Below are 21480 nucleotides of genomic sequence, written 5' to 3'. Positions count from 1 at the left end.
TCAAGAGGATTTGAAAAAAATAATGTTCTAATGCCATTACTCGTTAATAGCAAACACAAGCTCAACCTATGTTTGCTACTTAGTATTATTTCAGTTGCATATTATGAGGAAGAACATGCACACCAGCCGGCATTGGGGCTTTGTGGGCAAAGAATCCTTTTTGTGAGGCCACAACCCCAGTTGTTTGATCCTTAGAACCCGCTTCATTTTGATCCTGAGTAAAGGTGATGTCCCCAAGGTTTTTGGTTCCATTTACAAGTATTTCCGCAACAAGAGTTTGCTCGTTCAAAATGTCCAATAAGTTTTTGGAAACGTTTTTGAGCTTACATGCGCCTTTGTTATCCAGAACAAAAAGATCTCCTTCAGCATTCAGGCCATAACGTTTAGAAAAAATTCCCTTAGAGGTATTAAAGTCAGTAGCAAAAGTGATCATCCCTTTCCTTGTGAAGCTGCTTTTGCGTATTACAAAAGGGAGGTTGGGATTCTCTGCCAGAATGGTTTTACCTCGTTGGGCATCGGCAACAAAATAAGAACTTTCTGTAAGCTCCTGATAAAGAATTTCGCCTTTTGATATTTTCTTAAGGTTTGATTGAGCCTTATGAGTGCCAGGTTTCCATTGGTCATCGTAGTTTATAATGAACTTTGCTTGTTCAGTAAGCAAAAACAGTGTGGTCGTTATTCCTCGCGGATGCATTTCTACCTCGAATCGCTCATCCTCATTAACTAAAAAGATTTTTTTGCTATTAAAATCAAAGTCAAAGGGAAATGAAACGATACCTTTAGCCGTTTTAAAAGAAATAGAGAACAGTGCACCTTGAGCACCAGGTTGCCTGCTGGGATGCACAACATAAGTAGCCTTAGGATCTTTAGCGAAGTGCTCTTTAACGTCATCAAGGCTTTTGATAAATAAGCCATATTGAAACACATCATCCATAATATAGAATATTTTCTCTTTGCGACTCATGACACTATCCATCAGCGTCTCTGCAACTTTATCCAGATCATGAATATTTTGATGCATCGCACGTACCCAGAATGGATAGTTTGATATGGCTTTTCCTTGACCTTGAAGAGACTCTATTAATTGCTCTTTTTCTCCGGCGTAACGATGTAAACGTAGGGTCACATTTTGAGGAATCAGGTAGGGATATTGGCTAAAATAGCGATTCAGCATATTCAATATATCCATTCGATCATCAAAAAAATCAAAAACGATTTCTTCTCCTGGATGATCCGCTGCTGCTTTTTGCATTTGTGCAAAAAGCAGCGGCCTTTTATATTCATCAATTTGTTTGCAATCAGCATGATGATGAGTATTCTCATGGAACATACCCCAGGTGTTCTTAGTGATTTCGCTCATGATTAAATTGAAGGAAGTGCCGTTTTCCAAATCGCCCTCTATATCGGCCAGCAGTAAGGGGTCATGTACCATACCCAGAGCATTACAAATAGTGAGCATGGCTGGGCAACATGATCCTTTCCCATTCACTTCGTCAATACTCAGGTCCTGTCTGGTCGAGCCAATGAATGCATAGGTTTCTGAAAATTCATTATTTTCTCTTTTCAGTTGGAATAGAAGATCTTGATTCGCAAGGAGAAGGGCATTTGCTTGCCTGCCTTTATATTGATTACCCCATAATTCCATGAACCTCTTATTGAATAAGCATCCATCAAAATCTAAAGATATATAGCGTATTGTCATTTTGATAACCTTATGAAAAAAAACAAGCATAAACCCGGCTTATGCTTGCTACAGATTATTTAAGGTTGCATGTCATGCCCAAGAACAGCCTCTGCTGCAGGTTTTGCGACGGCTTTGTGGGCAAATAATCCTTTTTGTGAAGCCACTGCTCTATTGGTTTGCGCAGCTTCTCCCATTGTTCCCGCTGGGGTTTGATTCCCCTAAAGGTGATCTTCTCAAGATCTTCGGCTTGATTGACCCGTTCTGTTTCAACAAGAATACGTTCTTTCAAAAAGCCCAATAAATCCTCAGATGCCCCCTCCTTTATCTTATATGCTGCAACGTTATCTAGAGAAAACAGTTCACCCTCTGGAGTGAGTCCAAAACGTGAGGCCTTAATCCCTTTCGCTGTATCAAAGAGGGCAGTGAAAGTGATCATTCCCTCATGTGGAGTGCTGCTTTTACGGAGCACAAAGGGAAATGCAGGATTATCGGTTAACACTTGTGTCGCCTGAGATGCATCGGCAACAAAATAAGGGCTATTTGTAAGCTCCAGGTAGAGGCTTTGACCTTTTGACATTGCCTGAGGTTGTTCTTGAGCAGGTTGGGGGACTGGATTGTTCCAATTGTCATTGTTTTCTATAAAAATTCGAGCTTTTGCAACATGTATTGCCAGCGTGGCAATTAATCCTTGAGGCTCCATTTTAATCGCAAATCGCTCATCCTTATCAAATAGGAATAAATTGCCATCTAAATCAAAACCATATCTTGTGGAAACAATATTTTTAGACGTTCGATAAGTAGCATTGAACAGGAGGAGATCACCCGATTTTTGTGAGCTGGGATGTACAACGAAGTCTGCATCAGGGTTTTTAGCAAAGAAAGCGTCTACTTCCGCAACGCTGTTGATGAAGAGTCCCTTTTTAACAAGTTCCTTCATAATAGAAAATATTTTCTCTCCAGGATGGGGTTGTAAAGCTACTTCTTTTAGCGCCTCTGCAACTTCATGTAAATACTTAACGTTTTCATGCATCTTGCGTAAGCAGAATTGATAGTTGGATATCGGGTTTCCTATACCTTGTATAGACGCAATTAACTTGTCTTTTTCTCCAGCATAACTGTGTAAACGTAATTGTACATTCTTAGGAATCATATGGTTATGTTCGCTAAAATATTGTTTTAGAGTCCCTAAGATGTCGAGTCGATCATCAAAAAAATCAAATATGATTTCTTCTTCTGGATGATCATCCGCTGCTTTTTGCATTTGCGCAAAAAGAATGGTTCTTTTATATTCATCCATACTGGCGCAGCTTGCATGTTGATGAATATTTTTATTGTTATCACTCCATGTACCGTTGTTAATCTCATCCATTATACGCTGGTATGAAGTGCCGATAGCCAATTCGCCGTCAATGTCTGCGAGCAGGAGTGGATCAAAAGTAATACCCAGATCCTCACAAATGGTGGCCATTGCCGGGCAACAAGAGCCCCTAAATTGTCCTGGGGTATAAATACCGCCGTTTATCATGTCGATGAAGTAATCTTGGCGCGTGGAACCAATGAAACCGTAAGCTGCTGAAAACTTGGAATTTTCACTTTTTATTTTGTCCAGGAACTTCCTATTTTTAACCAGGACGGCATTAGTTTTATCCTTACTAAAATTGTTATGGGGTAATTGAATATAAGCCCTGTTGAATAAACATCCATCAAAATCAAAAGATAAATAGCGTATTGTCATTTTTGAACCTTATAAAGTTAATTCGTTTTTTAAAATGAAAAATAATAGATCTATGCGAATTAATTTTTAGTCCTAGGAAATCATGTCAATTTATTTTAGATAGTGGGTGAGTAGATGTTTTAAGGTAGGGTGCAAACAAAAATATGGAATGGTACTAACCCTTATTTTTCTTATGGATTGGGTTTTATTTGTTAAACATCACTGATATAACTTAAAAAATCTATTTCAACAAAATCGAGCTTATTGATTAAGATTGCCTAAGTTGTATCAGTCCTCCGCTCATCCAGAATTGATAATCTATATCTGCATGAATAGTTTTTAACAATGACGGCATTTTATAGATGAATTATTAAGGAAATATTAAGAAACTTTATTAATTTTTGTGCTAAATTTATACAATTGGGGATTAACAAGGTTGTTGGATTCCTTATTCATAAAAATAATTGACTATCAAAAACAAGCTCAAGGAATTCATGGATGAATCAAGGAGATTGTGAAAATGACGATAGTGAAACGGATAACCGATCTTTCGAATTATACTACTGTGCTTCCTTATGATAGTGAATTGTTTGGCATATACCAACCTTTGCTTGGATGGAAATCCAAGCGAATTCAAGAACGTTTTCAGACGGGGTTTCAAAATGACAAAGCGTCAATTTTAGAGAAATTGAAAAATCAATTTGCGGGTTTGATTGATATTAATTATACCCAGGATGGCCAAATTAATATCCAAATTAAAGCAGGTGCACTGGAGGCGGGAAAAATCCGCACTTTTGATAGCGTGGTATTACAACAAATTTCCTTACAGCTGCCGCCCTATCAAAATTATCAACCGAGTATATGGGATACGATCATTACCAATGACAATGTGAATGCAATCCTCAACAAAAATATTGTAAAAATATATACGGATGCCTATTCGCAAATTAATAACCGAAGTAATTTAAATCCCAGTACAGGCATTCTTTCACGTGCGGGCAATGTGACTGGGTCATCGATTAACACTCGAAGAATAGATGTTGGGGTATTGGAACACCAATTAGAATATGAGTCCTCAGTGGCGGGAAACTTATTATTTCTCGTGAAGCAACGAGCCTACGATCTTCTAACCCAGATTTTTTACAGTACGGTGAATAATACCGAGGAAGCGATGCGACTTGCCAAGATGCTTTCTGCCGATAACAGTAGTGATGCTTTTCTCAATATTAATGATCTGGATCCAACCAATAAAGACTATCTTGATTGTGTGGCTTTATCACCAATCAGTATTGTTCATTTATTTCGACAATATTTCTTTGAATTAGATACTTTTCTTGGCACCCCGGTTGATCATGTTTGGCTAAGCCCGGGCTCTACTGTGGAACTCATCGAAGTCCATACGCGCAGCACAACGATTGAGCGTACATTGGAAACCACACTGGATCTCATCACAAAGTCTTCCACAACGACCACAACGCAAGATGAGCTTTCCGATGCAGTTAAACAGGACAATCAACAAGATGTCAATTTCGGGGCGAGTGTTAAAGCTTCTTATGCATCAGTCGAGGCAACCTCCAGCTTTGATGATAAGACATCACAGCAAACGGCACGCGAGGCAACACACAAACAAATGCGCCAGCAAACAGAACAGTTATCCTCTGAAATAAGGAAAAATTATAAATCGACGTTTAAAACGGTGACCGAAACAACAGATATTTCGAGCATAAAACATACTTTAACAAATACTACTGAAGAACTCATAAACTATGAATTACGCCGAAAAATGCGGCAAGTTGGGGTGCAGGTTCAGGATGTAGGATCTTATTTGTGTTGGCAAACCTATGTGGATGATCCAGGCAAAGAATTAGGGATAGCAGAATTGGTTCATATTGCCGTCCCCGCTGATTTGGATAGTATCCCGCATCCGGAGGAAATTCCTACCTTCCAGCCTTTTCAAGAAGAAAAAAACATTACCATTCCTTTTGTTTCCATAGATGGTACGGACGCAGACAATAAAAAGGTCTATGTAAACGGGGTTTATTCGGGTACGGAATGGGTTGTGTTTGATGACGTGGAAAAAATTCAAGCAGATTTTGCGCAGGAATTTGTATGTTCCAAAGCGAATTATGATTTGACTGATGTGGAATTTGATCCTCAGGGTAAACCCGTAAAAGTATCAAGAAAAGATTCGATTCAAAATTTATCGGATAAGGCAACCTTCACCTTACATTTGGATTATGCTGATTTTCAAGGAGAAAATAGTCTGGATGTAGCCCTTATTCTGCATTGGGCTCCCAAAGCAGGTGCCAATGATGCGATCATTCAACAAAACAATGCAAATCTCGCGAATTTTAAAGCGAAAGAAAAAGCAGAATATGAAAAAGCTTACGTAGAGACTGTTAAAGATAGGGTGACACTGGCAAGTAAAATTAAAACACGTGATAGTGATGACTTAAGAGAAGAAGAACGGATTGTCGTCTACCGTCAGCTGGTGCAGAGCATGCTTTTAAACAATGTTCCCCTGCCAGATGATCGCACCCGACATGTGGTCGCCGAGCTCATAAACTCTATTTTTGATATTGATAAAATGCTTTATTTTGTGTCTCCTGAATGGTGGAGGCCCAGATTACATCGTAGCAAACAACAGTTGCAAGAAACACCAACTCCCATTTTTAATCCATCAGGACCGGTATTGAGTGGGGTCAATAGAGTCTTACAGAAGGGCTTGATGAATAAAATAAGCATTGCCGATTTAAATTCTGAAAATAATCTCTTAAGTTCGAGTACCGTGGGTTGGGGAGGCATCAATGAACAACAACGAGATAATTATTATATTACCGAAGATTCAGATCCCGCCAAGTTAGGGAGCAGTCTAGGCTGGTTGTTGCAATTGGATGGCGACAACATGCGCAACGCGTTTTTAAATGCCCCTTGGGTAAAAGCGGTCATTCCTATTCGGCCTGGGAAAGAAGAAGCTGCCATTAACTGGTTAAAAGGTGTTGAAGGCCTGAATGGGATTACCGATGACGTCATTTATCACACCAATAATCCGGATGAAAAAGACATTAATGGCCATCCTTTAGATGGCCAAAAAATGATTGATGTCATCATGGATTTAGCTAAAAAAATACAACAGAAATATCAAGAAGGAATCCAAACTGGAAAATATCCTAAACCCAGTGAAGTATCTGATCCTGCATTGGTTGATGACACCAACACGGTAACGGCAACCCCCATTGATCGCGTTTACGAACATGGATTTTTCCCCTTACAGGGTGGTTTTCGAGCAAACGTGGGTAAAAACTATGAAATTTTTGATCAATGGATAGAAATTCTGCCAACCGATCAGATCGTTCCCGTAGAGGTAAAATACGATCCCAAAACGGGTAGGCAGATCTAGCCATGGCCAGTAAATGGTTAAAAATATTTCCGGATGCAACACGGAATCAAATTGAATATATGGTCGATGGAGCAAATGCTTTTGCTGAAATTGTGAAAGCACTTCAAACAGCAAAGACTCCAGATCACTATATTTATATTCTTGGATGGATGCTGGACATTGATTTCCCTCTCATAGAGACGGATCAAAAATCGACTTTATTTAATTTATTAAATACGGCATCTACAAAAGGAGTCGAAATACGGATATTAGTTTGGAATAATCCGAGTGTTGAATTACAAAAAATGAACCTGAATAACATTCCCAAGTTAAATGGTTTATCAAATACAGTTGCGCTCTTGGATGATAATACTTATTCCACCTCGGACTCGAGACAGTTCGTTGCTCAATTCGTCCCCTTTATTATGCAGAAATTTAGTCAATACCAATCGATTTTCAAAGAGTTAGATCCTTTTTATGCGATCCTTAGATACTGCTTAAGTAAGAATGTAGGCAGTCATCATGAAAAGGTACTTGTTATTAAAGGAGAAGAAGGGCTCATTTCCTTTTGCGGGGGGATGGATATCAATAAGAACCGGTTTGATTCCTATCATAAAGATTATTCCAATGTTCATGACGTCCATTGCAAAGTACAAGGACCTGCTGCGTATCAAATCCTGCAAAAATTTAAAAAAAGATGGCATAACCATCCCAGTACCAAGAATATACAACTCAAAGGAGAAAATGAAACAAAACCAAGTGAAATGACCATGGGTAACTTCTACTACGGAAAAGTTGTCGGTACGTATAATGATCCTAACAGCAATGATAAAGATCGGAGTTTGAAGGACGCCTATTTTGCAATCATCGCTAACGCGCAAAAGTATATTTACATTGAAGATCAATATTTAGTTAATGTTGATGTTGCAAAGCAACTCAATAAAAAAATTCAAGAGTCCAATTTTGTTTGTTTAATTTTAGCCATTCAGGATTCACAAGAAACCACGGACATACTTATTCCCGACAGAAAAAGAGGGGAATTTTGGGATGCTTTACTCAGTGGAGTGAATCAGCAGGTTAAAGATAAAGTAGCGCTTGTTCTAATCGATCGGGTCAATGCCGCAAAAGAAAATTATCATCCTGCCATGCATTCTAAAATAATCATTGCGGATGATGAAATCGTTATTATAGGTTCTGCGAACGTGAACCAACGCTCCTTTACCCATGATAGCGAAACATCGATTGTCATTTTTGATGATGATAAATCAAGTGTTTTTAAAGATACGTTTGCTAAAAGGCTGAGGCTGGAAATATGGAAAGAATTTGCCAGTAAAATGATAGCCCCTGATTCAATCATTGCTTCTTGGGAACAGTTTTTGAAAATTTTAATGAATCCAAACGTACATCCACTGATCTTAATTCCCTATCTAAATAGTATTGAAGATCTGGATAAACGAATTATTGATTACATTAAAAATAGTGGGGCAATCGCCCCCATTGTAGCCAATATCTTGGTGGGTGACAGCAGTGACTTATCAGTTGCATTAGCGAATGTTTCGGTGGTCCTTAGCCCATTTCAGATCGTGCAAATATTTAATAATCTTTGGGATTATGTGATTGACCCTCAGGTAAAGTAGTTCATTAGCCCGAGCATGTCATTCCGCACAATTCAGGATGACGGGATTCCTTAGAGAATACTCTCCAATTGACAGCAGTTGTATTGAAATTGATTATCAGAAAAAACAAGTCATAATTAATTAAAGGCATCACAGGGATGTACGTTAAAATGAATACTTTTGATACCATAGCAATTGAATTTGATTTAACCCATCACAGCATGAAACAGGTTGCTCTTGAGGAATTGAAGATCAATACCCAAGATAAAAGCAAAGTGTATTGGATCCATAGTAGCCTCAAGCAAGTCGATGTTTTTAATCAACTCGCCAACACACTCAAATTACCTGAGGAAGTCATTAAATTATGTGCAGAAAATAATTTAACGAATCTTATTGATAATGATAAGGAGCTCACATTGCAAATTAAATGTTTGGCTTCGCTTGAGCTCAATGAGAATAATGAAATAAATCTCGATAACTTAGTGCTTCATCTTACTGCGAATTACTGCTTTACTGCATCGGAAAAACCGCTGCCTGTATTATTTGATTTTCTTAACAATTGTTCAAACTCTCTTCGTTATGCAAAAACCTCATGTTTCATATTATTTTTATTTCTTGAAGGGATTATTAATGACTATGCCAAGGTACTTTTTAATTATGAGGAAATAGCGGAGGAGTTCGATTCTGTATTACAAACCACGAATGAGAATATCTATAAGGATGTTGCGGAGGTAAAGCACCAGACCTTACAAATCAAACGCTACATGATGGCAATAAGAGAAATTTTAATGCGGATTACGACTCGCAATATTTCTGTTGTCTCAGAAAAATGCCGTTCTTCCTTGTATAATTTATCGAATCATAGCCATCTCATCATTCATGAAGTGGATTCAATTCGTGAGTTATTAAATGGCTTATTAGGACAAATTGATAATGAATTAATGCAAAAAATGAGTAAGACAATGGCCGTACTCACTGCCTTTGCCTCCATTTTTTTGCCACTCAATTTAATTACTGGAATCTACGGAATGAATTTTGAATGGATGCCCGAGTTACACTGGAAATACGGATATTTTGGCGCATTAGGTTTAATTATTTTCTGTGCCTTATTCCTTTATTTCCTTTTTAAAAAAATGAAATGGATGTAACCTTATTGGCATCTTTATCAATAGTTTAAATTATCCATAGTTTTTAAATTAGCGCTGTTTTGAAGTTCTTGTTGAAGTTGTTTATCCAACAAAGAGCGGCCGCAATCAACATACGCAAATGCATGAGCAAAATCTCTGAGTTCCATAGTAAAAGTAGAGCGCCTTACTGGTAAAGTAATCAATTCAATTTGTCCATTTTCTTCTTGTTCGATTGAATATCGTCCGCCATAGAAGAGGTAATGAGAGAACCAATGACGGTTTTCATGATGTGGATTGCGAAGAATGACAAATTTCCGATGAGTTAGCTTACTTTCTTTAGTGTCAATCAACGCATAGGTATGCTGCATGGTAATTCCTTCAGGAGGATCTTCTTTAGGACTACAGACGATGGGTTTTTGTTCTGAATGAGCTTTTTTTAATGAAAGGAACAAATCAATTTCATCATAACTGTACTCGTTTTCTCCAGGCAAAATGGCATACTGATGCAACCAGCGTGTCACGGCTGCAATCGCTGTAACTGGGGGCGCCATGCTGTGATGCATTCGTTGTTGTAAAAAGCAAATGAACGCCTCTTTGGTTAAAAAGAGATTTTCTTCAAGCAATTGCTCAATGTATTTTTGATTCAAATGGATCCAGTTCCACCACTCATGCAATAGCGTTTGCTGATCCGCAAAAATATATTGGAGCATATTGGTGATACTTGCTAATTTATCATGAGGGCGCAGAAGAAAAATTAAAGAATAAATGTCTTTACCATTACAGCCATAAATCACTTTTTTATATAATTGAGCAAGAGAGCATTGGGCTTGTTGCGGGATAGCGATTGATTCAGTAAACCCCCCAAGAAATGCTTTTAACGCGGTTCGACTATCGCCGCTGGTTAGCGTTTTATTATAATTGCCGCCCATAAAAGTAACATAGGCTTTTTCAAGAAAACGGACCCAGATTTTGCCCGAACTTAAAATGCCCCAAGAGGTAGGTAATGATTTTTCAATAATCAGCCATTGCGGCTTATCATCCTTAAAAAAGCGGACATAGATTTTATTTTTTTTATCAATCATGGCTTCACGAATGTATTGTTCGCCATTCGGTAAAGCAAGGATTGCATTGATAACCGAGAGAAGATAACAATCGCCACTCATGGCTCCTTGGGCAACATGAGAAATGGATAGTCTTTTGGGATACAGGGGAGCGAAATTTTTCTTGTGCTGAACCGTAAAGAACAAATAGGTGCCTTGTGGATTAGGGCTCGCTTCACATTCTTTGACGGGTAGCTGCTGAGGTGACGATTCATTTTCAATAAGTTCCAATTTATTTTCCATATATTGGGTCCTAAAAAATTATTAAGTTATTTATAGTGTTACAACTCATCTCACGGTCTGCACCAATTCTTAAAGCGTTTTCACGTCGCATAGCATGTGCATGCATGATGTATTTCATGATAGACCAAACATAGGTATAGCTTATTTTGCAATAAATGTTATTTTTATGTTACCAGATTAATACGAATCCATCCTGGATAAAGCAACAGATATTAAGAACACCTACCTAAGGATATGGACCAAGTCTGAAAGGAGTTAAGGATGCTCAGAAGTAGAGCAAAATGTTCCAGGGGATGATTTCGAGTTCATGAACCAGTACAAAGATGAGTTCGGTTAATTTCTGTAGACCTACCTACGCCCATCAAGGTCATGGCAATACCCATTTCGTTTCGTATCAACTCAAGCATATGTTCCACTCCCGCTTGTCCTCTTGCCGCTAAAGCATATGCTGTCGGTCTACCCAGAAGCACTGCTTGGGCCCCAAGAGCCAGCATTCGTACCACATCGAGTCCTGAGCGTACCCCTGAATCAACAAGGATTGTGAGGTCTGAATTGACCTTATCTGCAATCATAGGCAGCGCTTTTGCGGTAGATAATACGCCGTCCAGTTGCCGTCCGCCATGATTAGAGACGATAATTCCATCTGCACCAAAAGTTACTGCATCTTTTGCATCTTCTGGATCAAGTATTCCTTTGATGAGTAAGGGTCCTTTCCAAAAATGACGTATCCACTCCAGATCGCGCCAACTGATTGAGGGATCAAAATTGTTATTTAACCACCCAATATAATTTTTTAGTCCTATCGATTTTTTTAAATAGGTCGAAATATTTCCTAGATCATGTGGACGCCCCATAATGCCCACCTGATAAGCCCAGGAGGGTTTCATCAGGGCTTGCAAGAATCGACGTTCACGGGCAAATGGACCAGACATTCCTGAGCGTGCATCTCGATAGCGAGCACTTGGAGTGGACATATCTACTGTGAATACCAGATGAGTCACACCACAAGTTTGAGCCCGTTCCAGCATACTCTGCATTAAAGCCGCGATCTTTGAGTACGTACAGTTGAAACCAGACAGGCTGGGAACTATGAGCGGATACTTCTTCCAAAGAGCATACAGAAACTGTAGATAAGGCAAAAGGTATTCCTTTTTCTGCAGCTGCTTTGGCTACTTGGACCTCCCCTCGTCGGGCGTACATGCCGGTAAGACCTACGGGGCTTAAGATGACTGGCATTGCCAGCTTTTGTCCTAAAAGTTCAGTTTCAAAATTGAGATGCCCTACATTTTTTAAAATCCTTTGCCGTAATAGTACCTTGGCAAGATCTTCAGTATTGGCCTTGAGTGTTTGTTCGGCAAAAGCACCGCCATCGATATAATCAAACAAAAATCGAGGAAGTTTCCGTCGAGCCGCTTCACGATAGTCAGTAATAGAGGAAATAATCATGTTCAAGTCCGTTGAGCAATTAAAACCTTGGTTCCTAATTTTAATTGATTTAAAAAAATTTTATAGTTCAAAGATACATGGGGCTTATCATAAATTATAGGGGAAGGATTGGATTTTATAAATCAACCAGTTTAGAAATAATAAGGGCTACAAGGTGTTCCGTCTATTCATGATTTCTTGTTTGGTGAATGAGACTCAGGCGAGTTGTTTTATCATTGAATTAAAATCTCCGGGTAAGACAAACTAATTGCCCATAATCTAAACTTAATGTAATGAGACATTTTGTTTTTATAAACTATAGGCCAGAAGCATGTTCCGCCATTCGATTCTAAAAAATTGTGGCATACCGATTATTCGTCATTACGCCAAAAAAATCGAAAAAAGCGCTTATGATCCCTATCCTTATCAGAATGCAGCACTTAAAAAAATTATCAATACATGTAGAAAAACAGAGCTTGGCATCCACTGTGGATTATCTCAATTAAAAACTATGGATAATGCACGAACACTACCTGCTTTTAATTATGAAATGTTACGCCCTGAGTTTGAAAAAATCTATCAAGAAGGGAAACAGGGATTCTTCAGTTGGGAGCCTATTAAAGCCATTTCTTTAACCTCAGGAACTACTGGTGGTCCCAAATACATTCCAATAACCCCAAGTTTAATCAACAACTTGGTACGCATTGGTTTTAGTTTATATGCAGGGTTTTCCAATGAATTAAATAATCATGAGGAGTTATTTGATGGCAAGGCGCTGTATTTGAGTGCGCAACCCTATATCTATGATTCTCCTACTGCTTTGCCTGTAGGCTTCATATCGGGCTATATGAATTCAAAGCGGCATTGGCTTTATAAGGACTTGCTATACCCATCAACAAAAACATTGTCTATCCCAGATGCACAAGTAAGAATGACACGTATTTTTGAGGAAATTAAAGATCAAGATATTCGCATCATTTTAGGTTTTCCTGCGATTATCCAATTAGTTACTGCAAAAGCATTATCCTATTTTAATGTGAGCTATCTACAGCAGTTATGGACAAATTTATCTGTATGTGTCTATGGAGGAAATTTTTTATCTCTTTCGCAAATCGATTACCTTAAAAAAAGTTGGATAGGTGATGTAAGCACAGAGAAAAAGCTCCTATTTTTAGAGCATTATTCCGCCGCAGAAGGTTTTTTTGGGCATACCTTACATAGCGATTGGCCTGGCCTTGTTTTTAATCCCTTTGATGTCTTTTATCAATTTAAACACAATCGAGATGATTCCGAGTTCTTGCAATTGCATGAGCTAAAAGAGGGGGGGCGTTATCTTATTTATGTTACAACCCTTGCCGGCTTAATCAATTATGAAATGGAAGATATTATTGAAATCACCTCTGTGAAACCACTTACCTTCAAATTTTTTGCGCGTGCAAAAGAACAAATTTCCCTAATTTCTGAAAAAATCCTGGTTTCTGAAATAAAACAGGTAGTGGAATGTCTTGCTCATGCACTCAATCAACCTATTCATGATTTTGCGGTTTATCTTGATTGCAGATCGGGTAATCGGCTCTTTTTTATTTTATCGACGCCAATAGCCAATTTAGACACTTCGATTCAATTATTAGATGATAATCTTCGTAAAATAAACCCGAATTATAATGAATATCGGGCAAATAATACCTACCAACCACCCAAAATAATTTACAAGCCAACGGAATTTTTTAACAAATACCGTGAAAAAAACATTCATCAAGGCAACTTCAAGGAAAAAAGATTGTTTATGAGTGAAGCTGAATTTAATGCAGCTTATCTTTGATTCCGTATGAGTTAATACGGAATCACTCCAATTTTTATTTTGATGGATTTGGGATGTTGTTCAGTTGCATTCGCACAAGGTTGGTCATTGCCTCAAGCATTTTTTGGCGGGACTCAGCATTTTCTGGCGATTGTTTGTAAATAATATTCGCCACAAATGCAGAGAGCGCCTGGGATATTACATTACTATTACGAAAATGTGGCGGTAATTTTTCCACGGATTGTACTAAAGAGGACAATAAATTTTGCCCGATAAAGTTCATTGCCTTGGAATAGTCTTCATTGGTTAAGGCTTCAACTGATTGAGGGGTTTCGTCTATTTTCATGCTCTATCCTGTGATTTTTAATTAAATCAAATTATAGGGGTTGTCTTAAATCACTTCAATGCACTGAGCTCGAGTTAAGCCCTTTTTATGGAAAAGTCTAGACTCCAGCTAAAATGCATTACGTATAGGACTATGTAAAAAAACTATAAAATAAAGGAATAAGCGGACATCCAAACAGGAAAAGTAGCCTAAACAGGCTACATGTGGTGATTAAAGAGTGCTGCTCATGGAATTTTTGTGTGACTCGTGTAAGGTTTCTTCTTTCGAATCTCTCAAGTCACTTATGTTGCGTCGCATCTCAATAGTTTTTTGGGGGTTTATTAAATTTTCAATATACGCTTGTCCATTTTTAAGTTTTTGATTTTCAGGATCATTTTCTAACGCTTTTTTTATCTGAGTTTGAATTTCCTTTAAGCTGCCTTGAAAAAGATGACCACTGCCGCAGGAATATACGTGGTTATCTATTGGCTTGCCATCTTGACCTAATTGGACTCCATGAAATTCTCGGGGGGGTGTTGCAGTGGCTTGCGCTAGGAAAAATTTGGTTACTTCTTCGGGTGAATCAAAAACCAGCGCACCATTTTTGTCAGGCTCTTTGCCATATTGTTTTTTGAACTCTTCAACTATTTTGGGCCAATCCTTATTCATTTGTTCCGGTTTGATTATGGTTTTTTTTCTATTTTGCTCTTCAAGTTCTAATTCTTGCAGCTGATGTTTCTTTTTTTCTCGCTCTTCTTCAGTTTTTTCGGCCAATAATCTGTTTCTCATTTCTTCTTCAGACGTCGACATAATGTATCTCCACAATAATCTTTTTATAAAAACAAAAAAAATTCAACTTGTAATAATATAACCCAATAATGATTTGAATCACCGATTAAACCCCAATTTATTGCGATTTTTTTACAATTTATTAAGCGTTCAACATAATCTTACATGGCATCTCATATACGAGGGTTATACGGACTGTCGTCGTCAACTAACTGAATGAAATGAAGATCTTAGGTTGTCCTCTTTTCTATCAAAGGATTCTTATATCGGTGTAAATAACGAGTTGCCAAGTGATACGAAGCATAATCCGTAATATGCCCAGAATCACGAAACACAGGAATGCCATTAATCTCCGCTTGGCATCTACCTTTGGGACATTGGACCTTTTTCGGGTCAATAATGATTAATTGCGCGTATTTGTTTTTCATTCGTGAAAATAAATCATCCTGCCATGACTGCCAATGTGTAGACAGATCAAAATCACATTGTTTGGGATCGTATGTGCTTCTTTGTTTGATGTGATTAAAAAAACAAGTGTAGGAGTCATGCACGGCAATGCTTTTGAGCAATATAGGCTTGGAACCCGAAGCAATAATGATTTGTAATGCCTCATCTAATGCTTTTTCAATTCGTCTTTTAACCAGTTCGACCGGTTCCTTGGCAATCAGTTTATTCCCCAAATAACCGTCCCAGTTTTGTCCCAAGATCACAAAATCATAATGATTTGTTTTGATCATCTGATAATAACGCGTTATTTGTTCATGACATGCAGTATAAACTACTTTATTCCAGTCATACTGCTCGATTCCAGGTAAAGAAAGACATGCAACAGTGGAATGAGCAAGAATCGATATATTCGCTTCTCGAGCAAGCGTGTCCATAAATCCCCACAAATGATTCGCGTGCGAATCCCCAAACATGAATCCCTTTTTACTGCCTGCATGTGTTGCTCCAAGGGTGCATTGAGTATTTACTTCCATGTTTTTTTCCTGCAGACACAAGGCTCTTTGTGGATTAGTATAGTGTTTTAATTGGGTGTTAATTCGAGCCATTTCCTCAAAACGCCGGGGGTATCCCTCATGCTTCTTAATTTCATGATCACTTATGTGCATGAAGAGGGCAGGTACTATAAATAAACAAGTAAGGCTGTAACCGAAGTGAAGTTTATGAAATTGACGTGCTGGTTTTTCAATAAATCGCCAAGAAAAATAAGCTATGACAAAAACGAGCCCCAAGGCGAATAATAGAACCGGGGTGGTTTCTTCGAATCCTAAATAACGAATCAGTACAAATACGGGCCAGTGCCAAACGAACAATGAATAGGAAAGCAACCCTATAAAGACCAAAGGTTTGACAGAAAGCAAGCGACTAAACAGCGGTTGAGGGTGAAGTCCTCCTGAGGCAATTAATATACCTGTTGCAAAACATAAAATAAGGGCATACCAGTTAGGGAATCCTGCATTAACTTGCTCATGAGTTGCTATGTAAAATAAACACAGGAAAGCAATAATATTGATCAATTCTAAAAAATATTTATTGAATGAAAAACGATGAGAACTAAAGACGATACAGGAACCAATTAAAAATTCGAAAATACGACTTAATAATTGGTAATAGGTTTTTGTTGGTTCCTTAACTGAAAAGAATAAAGCTAAAACAAAAAATAGTAGCGTAAGTAAGTAGATGACTTTGGCAATATGCTGTTTGCTCACCACTCGATAAAGAAGGTAAATTACTATAGGCAAGATAAGATAGCATTGCCACTCTATAGATAATGACCAGGTATGCAATAAAGGCAATTGGTTAATGTTTGGTGAAAAATAACCTTTTGTTGCTGTTTCAAAAAAGACATTTGAAATAAAAAGAGAGGTTTTACGGGCACTCTTGGAGTATAGAATCAAATCTTCAGGTAAATAAAAAATTAAAGTTAAAAGAAGAGTGGTAACGATTAAACAAATAAGTACGGGTTGCAAACGCCAGAGCCTTCGATTATAAAAATCAATAAAAGAAAAAAGATTCTTTTGTAACGAATTATGAATGATGCTCGTGATCAAAAACCCAGAAATAACAAAAAATACATCAACACCAATAAAGCCGGAAGGAACGAATTTGAAGCCTGCATGAAAAAATAAAACAAAGAGAATAGCAATCGCTCTTAAGCCATCAATATCCGGCCGGTATTCCATGTGAAACAAATCCTGGATTGAAAAAACATACTTTATAACATCTTGGGAAAAGAAGTGGTATCCCGTTGAAATGAATTATTGCTCTTATTAGAGGAAGCATTACGGTCGTATGTACTTTATCCCGTTATCATTCCTGCGCAGACAGGGATCCATTGACAACATACATCCTGGTTTATTAAGAAGTGCATCATAGACCATAGTAGTCGGAAAAAAACTCCATTTTATAATTTGCTCACAACAGAATGATCTTTATATGGAAACTCATCCGCTGAAATTGCATCGGCAATTTGTTGTTCAATCGTTGTTATTGATTCATCAGCGTCTTTATTATCAACAGGAGAATATATGCCATGTCCTACTCTCGGTAGTTGGGATTGAATCCCCTCGTTTAATTGAGCTATAGGATCTAAGATGATTAATTCGCCGTCTCCCGTGATGTTGAAAGCAACGCTGTCACCAAATATAGGTGTAGGATTTGCTTTTGCTTGCGTTAATAATTTAAATGTTTGTTTATAACATGGGCTAGGTTCTTCATATTCGCTTCCAGGACCTACTAAGGTCACTTGATCTTCTAAGTCTGACCAACTGAGTTTTCTGTCGGTAAGCTTTTGTAGGTCAGAAAGAATTCGATCCAATTCTTCTTGAACGGCACTCGTTGTTGTTCGATCACCAAATATATGGGCGACATAATAACAAGGCGTGCCTTTTGCATCTGTTGTGGCGACCAAAACACCGGTACAGTGTAAAAACCCTTCGGTCCCTAGAATGTCTAAATCACCGTCTTTAAATCCTGCTCCAGCATCTGCTCCTACTCGATAACAGCGTAATTTCTTCATGCTTGCAAGCTGTTCCGAATTAGGTATATGCATTGATGAAAAATTCTTGCACTGTTGTAAGAGTGAGCTGATTTCTGATTCTTTAGAATCTTCTTGTTTTTTCTTTAGACTCTTGAACAGTATTGCGACTCTCCAATTGTCTTTGTCGCCCATATCAAAACTCGACATGACTTCCAACGCCTCATCCACTTTGTCGAAGGATGAAAGTTTTTTATAATATTCTGATGCTTCACTTAACCTGATGTTTTCTGTATCCAGCAGAACTAGCTCATGGTTATCTTTGTTCACAACGATCTTGACCATGATGTTACCTTTTTGGTTTGTGATTTTTAATTATACACATTGGTTGTATTTTATGTAAACATAACGTGCATTTTGGCCAAAATTTGAATTTTAGGTCGCTTAATAATCAGGCTAAACAAATTTGTCTGCGAACAAGGCAGTAGCATCATGAGTTGTTTATTACTAGCCCTTTCGTTTATGATCTGATTGAATTCAGTCACGAATTACATGCTTTCTTACGAACAAACAAATGGTCTAAATTCAGTGGATTATCCGATACTTTATACTTTTAGGCGCTGTCCTTTTGCGATTAGAGCAAGAATGGCACTTGCCTACTCCAAAATTAAAGTGGAACAACGCGAGGTTGAGCTTAAAAACAAACCTCAGGAAATGCTTTTGGCATCACCCAAGGGCACAGTGCCAGTGTTAATTTTAGAAGAGGGTCGCGTCATTGATGAAAGCATTGATATTATGATTTGGGCATTAACACAATCTGACCCCGAAGGGTGGCTATGTAACAAACTCAAAGATCAATGTAATGAATTAATTCACTTGAATGATACAAAATTCAAACCTATTCTGGATAACTATAAATATCCCCAACGCACAGAGAAAAAAGATCCGCTATATTACAGAGAGGAAGCGAGCGATTATCTTCATCAATTAAATTATTTGTTAATGAAACAACGCTTTCTTTTAGCGCAGCGGATCAGTATAGCTGATGTTGCTTTATTTCCCTTTATCAGACAGTTTTATATGGTTGATCCACAATGGTTCGAACAAAGTGGATATCAATATTTGCATGCATGGTTACAATTCTTTTTGAACTCGGAACTGTTTCTTACCGTGATGAAAAAATTAATCTAATTTGGATTATGGCAGATACATGAACATGTATCTCCCTTTTCAAGAGATTCCTCTTGTTGCTTTTTATATTGATGAACCTTAAACAAACACATAGAAGCCAGAGTAGGGATTTTGTCATGTGCCCTAAGTAACCTACGTCTATAGCATTCCGTTTCTTCGATTGATTTTAATGCGGCTTTTGAATCACTATGGAATCCTTCAAGTCGGAATCGCGCTGGCGTGTATGCGCCTAATAGCATGCGGCGTATGCTCCAATGATATGAATTTAACTGGGGTATCACCTCTAATTTTTGGGCCAGAGAGGTGGAGAATTTTATTTCATCGCGGTCTTTTGGTGTATTTGCGATTTCCTCTTTCATTGTTTCTATGGAAGGAAGCTTTAGTCTGCCACTGAACACCCCACAAGCATATCGTGCTTGCAATTCAACAAGAGGAAATACCGCGCCACGTGCTCCAGGATACATACCAATATAGGCTAAGTTCTTGGCATCTATTGGAAACGTATCTTCATAAAGAGTAGTGGTTGGCTTTAAACGTAATTGTTCGGGAAGAAATGATAAATCTCTTTCATAACCAGTACAAAATATCACTACATCAAAATCATTAATAGAACGGCCATCTTCTAAAACAACGCTGGAGTTGAGAAAATGATCAATTTCCCCGCGAATCAGTTTTAATTTACCACTGCGAACTTCTTGGAAGTACTCATCGGCAACAACAAAGCCTACAGGTGAAGAAGGGGACATGTACCATTCAGGAAATTCGTTTTGCTCAGAACAGTGTTGCAGCATCAATTGATATTGCTCTTCTTTAGAAAGAGAGACTTGCACACTTTCATAAGTTTTTAATAAGTCTCTTGGCAAAAAAGGGCCATGATTTTGGGGATCTGAAGACCGATATCTTTTTATTACCCAACGTTCTTTTCTAAATAAATGGATGACATCCGTCTTTTTGGCGACCTCTTCGGCAATTGATGTACCACTTAATGAGCCACCTACGATTAAGACTCTTTTGTTAATGAATTCTTCGGCAGATTTATATTGTGCACTATGAAGCTTCTTACCCTTGAATTGTTCCAATCCATTAAAATTAGGGGTATAAGGATTTGTGAATTTACTCGTTGCGATAATAATAGAATCAAACAATTCCTCTTTAAGTGTTGTTTTGTCTTCTTGCCATCGAATGAGCCATTTTCCATCACATTCCAAGACTTCAATAACGCGACACCCAAATCGGATATACGGGAATAGTTCAAAATACTCCGCATAGTCATGTAAATAATCATATACCTGTTGTGTTGTTGGAAAGTCTGGTGTGTTTTGTGGCCAGTTGAAGTTAGAAAAAGTTCCAGTATGGCGTGAGATATTTACTTTCATTCCTGGCCAAGCAGAACCTTGATCCGAAGGGGCGCGAAGATCGGGGCCCCAGACGCCACCAATTCGGTTTGACATTTCAAAAATGCAGGGAATCATTCCTTCTGCAAGCGCTGCGGTAGCAGAGGTAAGACCTGATGCGCCAGCTCCAATAATAGCTATCCTAATCATTTTCTACGTGTTGTTGTTTTAAAAATTGCCTATCTTCGGGAGTTAATTGCTGCTTATTATCTTGTCCTGACTGATGCGAAAGTACATCGATCTTCTTAACATTAATTAATACCCTTGCATGATGATGCCCTGTGAGTGCATGAAATAATGTTCCTGTGATTCGAATTTTATTACCTTCCTTAATTTGCCTCCAGAAATTTTTTTCTGTGACAACAAGTTGTATCAATGAAACATTTCTTTCTGGTGGATTATCAGTACTGTTTTTTGCTGCAGGGGAAACTTCGACATCAACCGGTTTATCTAAGAGGAGATAGCTCCCAGTTTCGGCTTTGTCACCATTTTTTATGTTGGTATAATTGGGCGGTCCAGGAAATTTAAGTGTTTTAAGAACCCCAATTAATTCAACAGTTTTTGGTTCATAGTAAACAGTTTGGTTATTTGCCAAAACCACAATAGGGAAAAGCATAAAAAAGATTATTAACCGTATCATTTTTCTCTCTGGAAGTGAGTAAGTGGTCCATCCTGTAATTGTTTCGTCTATTAAATTTTTGCTATTCTCGCT

The 21480-nt window shown here is 38.0% G+C and carries 16 protein-coding genes; 5 read left to right on the top strand and 11 right to left on the bottom strand.

Annotation, left to right across the window (positions count from 1 at the left end):
• Positions 1 to 85: 85 nt before the first annotated feature.
• Together EL022_RS00545 and EL022_RS00540 are read right to left on the bottom strand one after the other, a co-directional pair.
• Positions 86 to 1645 carry a hypothetical protein gene (locus tag EL022_RS00545; protein WP_241972219.1) on the bottom strand — a complete coding sequence of 520 codons (1560 nt, stop codon included), beginning with the start codon at positions 1643 to 1645 and terminating at the stop codon, positions 86 to 88.
• 112 nt (positions 1646 to 1757) lie between these two features.
• Entirely contained in the window at positions 1758 to 3419 is a 1662-nt protein-coding gene (locus EL022_RS00540) for a hypothetical protein (protein ID WP_164715631.1), read from the bottom strand.
• 499 nt (positions 3420 to 3918) lie between these two features.
• Between EL022_RS00540 and EL022_RS00535 the strand changes: the two genes are divergently transcribed.
• The 3 genes from EL022_RS00535 (at position 3919) to EL022_RS00525 (ending at position 9541) form a co-directional block, all read left to right on the top strand.
• Positions 3919 to 6798 carry a hypothetical protein gene (locus EL022_RS00535; RefSeq protein WP_051544437.1) on the top strand — a complete coding sequence of 960 codons (2880 nt, stop codon included), beginning with the start codon at positions 3919 to 3921 and terminating at the stop codon, positions 6796 to 6798.
• Between the two features lie 2 nt (positions 6799 to 6800).
• Positions 6801 to 8414, top strand: a complete 1614-nt coding sequence (locus EL022_RS00530) for a phospholipase D-like domain-containing protein (RefSeq protein WP_028380854.1) — start codon at positions 6801 to 6803, stop codon at positions 8412 to 8414.
• Between the two features lie 149 nt (positions 8415 to 8563).
• Entirely contained in the window at positions 8564 to 9541 is a 978-nt protein-coding gene (locus EL022_RS00525; RefSeq protein ID WP_028380855.1) for a magnesium transporter CorA family protein, read from the top strand.
• 17 nt (positions 9542 to 9558) lie between these two features.
• On the opposite strand, the gene EL022_RS00520 is transcribed toward EL022_RS00525, so the two are convergent.
• The 3 genes from EL022_RS00520 to EL022_RS16735 all read right to left on the bottom strand — a co-directional run bounded on the left by EL022_RS00520 (position 9559) and on the right by EL022_RS16735 (position 12309).
• The gene (locus EL022_RS00520; protein ID WP_028380856.1) at positions 9559 to 10863 is read right to left on the bottom strand and encodes a C2 family cysteine protease; all 1305 of its coding nucleotides are present in this window, start codon (positions 10861 to 10863) and stop codon (positions 9559 to 9561) included.
• Positions 10864 to 11168: 305 nt separating this feature from the next.
• Positions 11169 to 11891 (bottom strand): L-lactate dehydrogenase, encoded by a 723-nt coding sequence (locus tag EL022_RS16740; protein WP_277873337.1) that lies wholly within the window; start codon positions 11889 to 11891, stop codon positions 11169 to 11171.
• Positions 11773 to 12309, bottom strand: coding sequence for an alpha-hydroxy-acid oxidizing protein (locus tag EL022_RS16735; protein ID WP_277873301.1), 537 nt, complete (start codon positions 12307 to 12309; stop codon positions 11773 to 11775). The genes EL022_RS16740 and EL022_RS16735 overlap by 119 nt, the downstream gene beginning before the upstream one ends.
• Positions 12310 to 12619: 310 nt before the next feature.
• On the opposite strand from EL022_RS16735, the gene EL022_RS00510 reads away from it, so the two are divergent.
• Positions 12620 to 14110, top strand: coding sequence for a GH3 family acyl-acid amido synthetase (locus EL022_RS00510; RefSeq protein WP_028380858.1), 1491 nt, complete (start codon positions 12620 to 12622; stop codon positions 14108 to 14110).
• Positions 14111 to 14144: 34 nt separating this feature from the next.
• Here EL022_RS00510 and EL022_RS00505 read toward each other — a convergent pair whose 3' ends face one another.
• The 4 genes from EL022_RS00505 to EL022_RS00490 form a co-directional block, all read right to left on the bottom strand.
• A complete protein-coding gene (locus EL022_RS00505; protein WP_028380859.1) occupies positions 14145 to 14435 on the bottom strand; it encodes a hypothetical protein in 291 nt (96 codons plus the stop codon).
• A gap of 210 nt (positions 14436 to 14645) precedes the next feature.
• Entirely contained in the window at positions 14646 to 15224 is a 579-nt protein-coding gene (locus EL022_RS00500) for a hypothetical protein (RefSeq protein ID WP_028380860.1), read from the bottom strand.
• Positions 15225 to 15433: 209 nt separating this feature from the next.
• A complete protein-coding gene (locus EL022_RS00495; protein WP_028380861.1) occupies positions 15434 to 17389 on the bottom strand; it encodes an acyltransferase family protein in 1956 nt (651 codons plus the stop codon).
• A 221-nt stretch (positions 17390 to 17610) separates the two neighbouring features.
• Positions 17611 to 18528, bottom strand: coding sequence for a hypothetical protein (locus tag EL022_RS00490; protein WP_028380862.1), 918 nt, complete (start codon positions 18526 to 18528; stop codon positions 17611 to 17613).
• Between the two features lie 207 nt (positions 18529 to 18735).
• Between EL022_RS00490 and EL022_RS00485 the strand changes: the two genes are divergently transcribed.
• Positions 18736 to 19374 (top strand): glutathione S-transferase, encoded by a 639-nt coding sequence (locus EL022_RS00485; protein ID WP_081776870.1) that lies wholly within the window; start codon positions 18736 to 18738, stop codon positions 19372 to 19374.
• Here the strand turns inward: EL022_RS00485 and EL022_RS00480 are convergent.
• On the bottom strand, positions 19371 to 20918 hold the full coding sequence (locus EL022_RS00480) for a flavin-containing monooxygenase (protein ID WP_028380864.1): 1548 nt from the start codon (positions 20916 to 20918) through the stop codon (positions 19371 to 19373). The two genes, EL022_RS00485 and EL022_RS00480, sit on opposite strands and share 4 nt — an antisense overlap.
• Positions 20911 to 21408 carry a DUF4431 domain-containing protein gene (locus tag EL022_RS00475; protein ID WP_081776871.1) on the bottom strand — a complete coding sequence of 166 codons (498 nt, stop codon included), beginning with the start codon at positions 21406 to 21408 and terminating at the stop codon, positions 20911 to 20913. The genes EL022_RS00480 and EL022_RS00475 overlap by 8 nt, the downstream gene beginning before the upstream one ends.
• Positions 21409 to 21480 lie beyond the last annotated feature (72 nt).

It is taken from the genome of Legionella cherrii (assembly GCF_900635815.1).
Taxonomy (GTDB): domain Bacteria; phylum Pseudomonadota; class Gammaproteobacteria; order Legionellales; family Legionellaceae; genus Legionella; species Legionella cherrii.
Note: the sequence above shows the minus strand (reverse complement) of the source record. Positions and strands in the feature narration are given on the sequence as shown.

Coding starts and splice junctions, on each gene's coding strand:
- EL022_RS00545 (WP_241972219.1), bottom strand. CDS start 1,645: ATGGAATTATGGGGTAATCAATATAAAGGCAGGCAAGCAAATGCCCTT.
- EL022_RS00540 (WP_164715631.1), bottom strand. CDS start 3,419: ATGACAATACGCTATTTATCTTTTGATTTTGATGGATGTTTATTCAAC.
- EL022_RS00535 (WP_051544437.1), top strand. CDS start 3,919: ATGACGATAGTGAAACGGATAACCGATCTTTCGAATTATACTACTGTG.
- EL022_RS00530 (WP_028380854.1), top strand. CDS start 6,801: ATGGCCAGTAAATGGTTAAAAATATTTCCGGATGCAACACGGAATCAA.
- EL022_RS00525 (WP_028380855.1), top strand. CDS start 8,564: ATGAATACTTTTGATACCATAGCAATTGAATTTGATTTAACCCATCAC.
- EL022_RS00520 (WP_028380856.1), bottom strand. CDS start 10,863: ATGGAAAATAAATTGGAACTTATTGAAAATGAATCGTCACCTCAGCAG.
- EL022_RS16740 (WP_277873337.1), bottom strand. CDS start 11,891: ATGCTGGAACGGGCTCAAACTTGTGGTGTGACTCATCTGGTATTCACA.
- EL022_RS16735 (WP_277873301.1), bottom strand. CDS start 12,309: ATGATTATTTCCTCTATTACTGACTATCGTGAAGCGGCTCGACGGAAA.
- EL022_RS00510 (WP_028380858.1), top strand. CDS start 12,620: ATGTTCCGCCATTCGATTCTAAAAAATTGTGGCATACCGATTATTCGT.
- EL022_RS00505 (WP_028380859.1), bottom strand. CDS start 14,435: ATGAAAATAGACGAAACCCCTCAATCAGTTGAAGCCTTAACCAATGAA.
- EL022_RS00500 (WP_028380860.1), bottom strand. CDS start 15,224: ATGTCGACGTCTGAAGAAGAAATGAGAAACAGATTATTGGCCGAAAAA.
- EL022_RS00495 (WP_028380861.1), bottom strand. CDS start 17,389: ATGGAATACCGGCCGGATATTGATGGCTTAAGAGCGATTGCTATTCTC.
- EL022_RS00490 (WP_028380862.1), bottom strand. CDS start 18,528: ATGGTCAAGATCGTTGTGAACAAAGATAACCATGAGCTAGTTCTGCTG.
- EL022_RS00485 (WP_081776870.1), top strand. CDS start 18,736: ATGCTTTCTTACGAACAAACAAATGGTCTAAATTCAGTGGATTATCCG.
- EL022_RS00480 (WP_028380864.1), bottom strand. CDS start 20,918: ATGATTAGGATAGCTATTATTGGAGCTGGCGCATCAGGTCTTACCTCT.
- EL022_RS00475 (WP_081776871.1), bottom strand. CDS start 21,408: ATGATACGGTTAATAATCTTTTTTATGCTTTTCCCTATTGTGGTTTTG.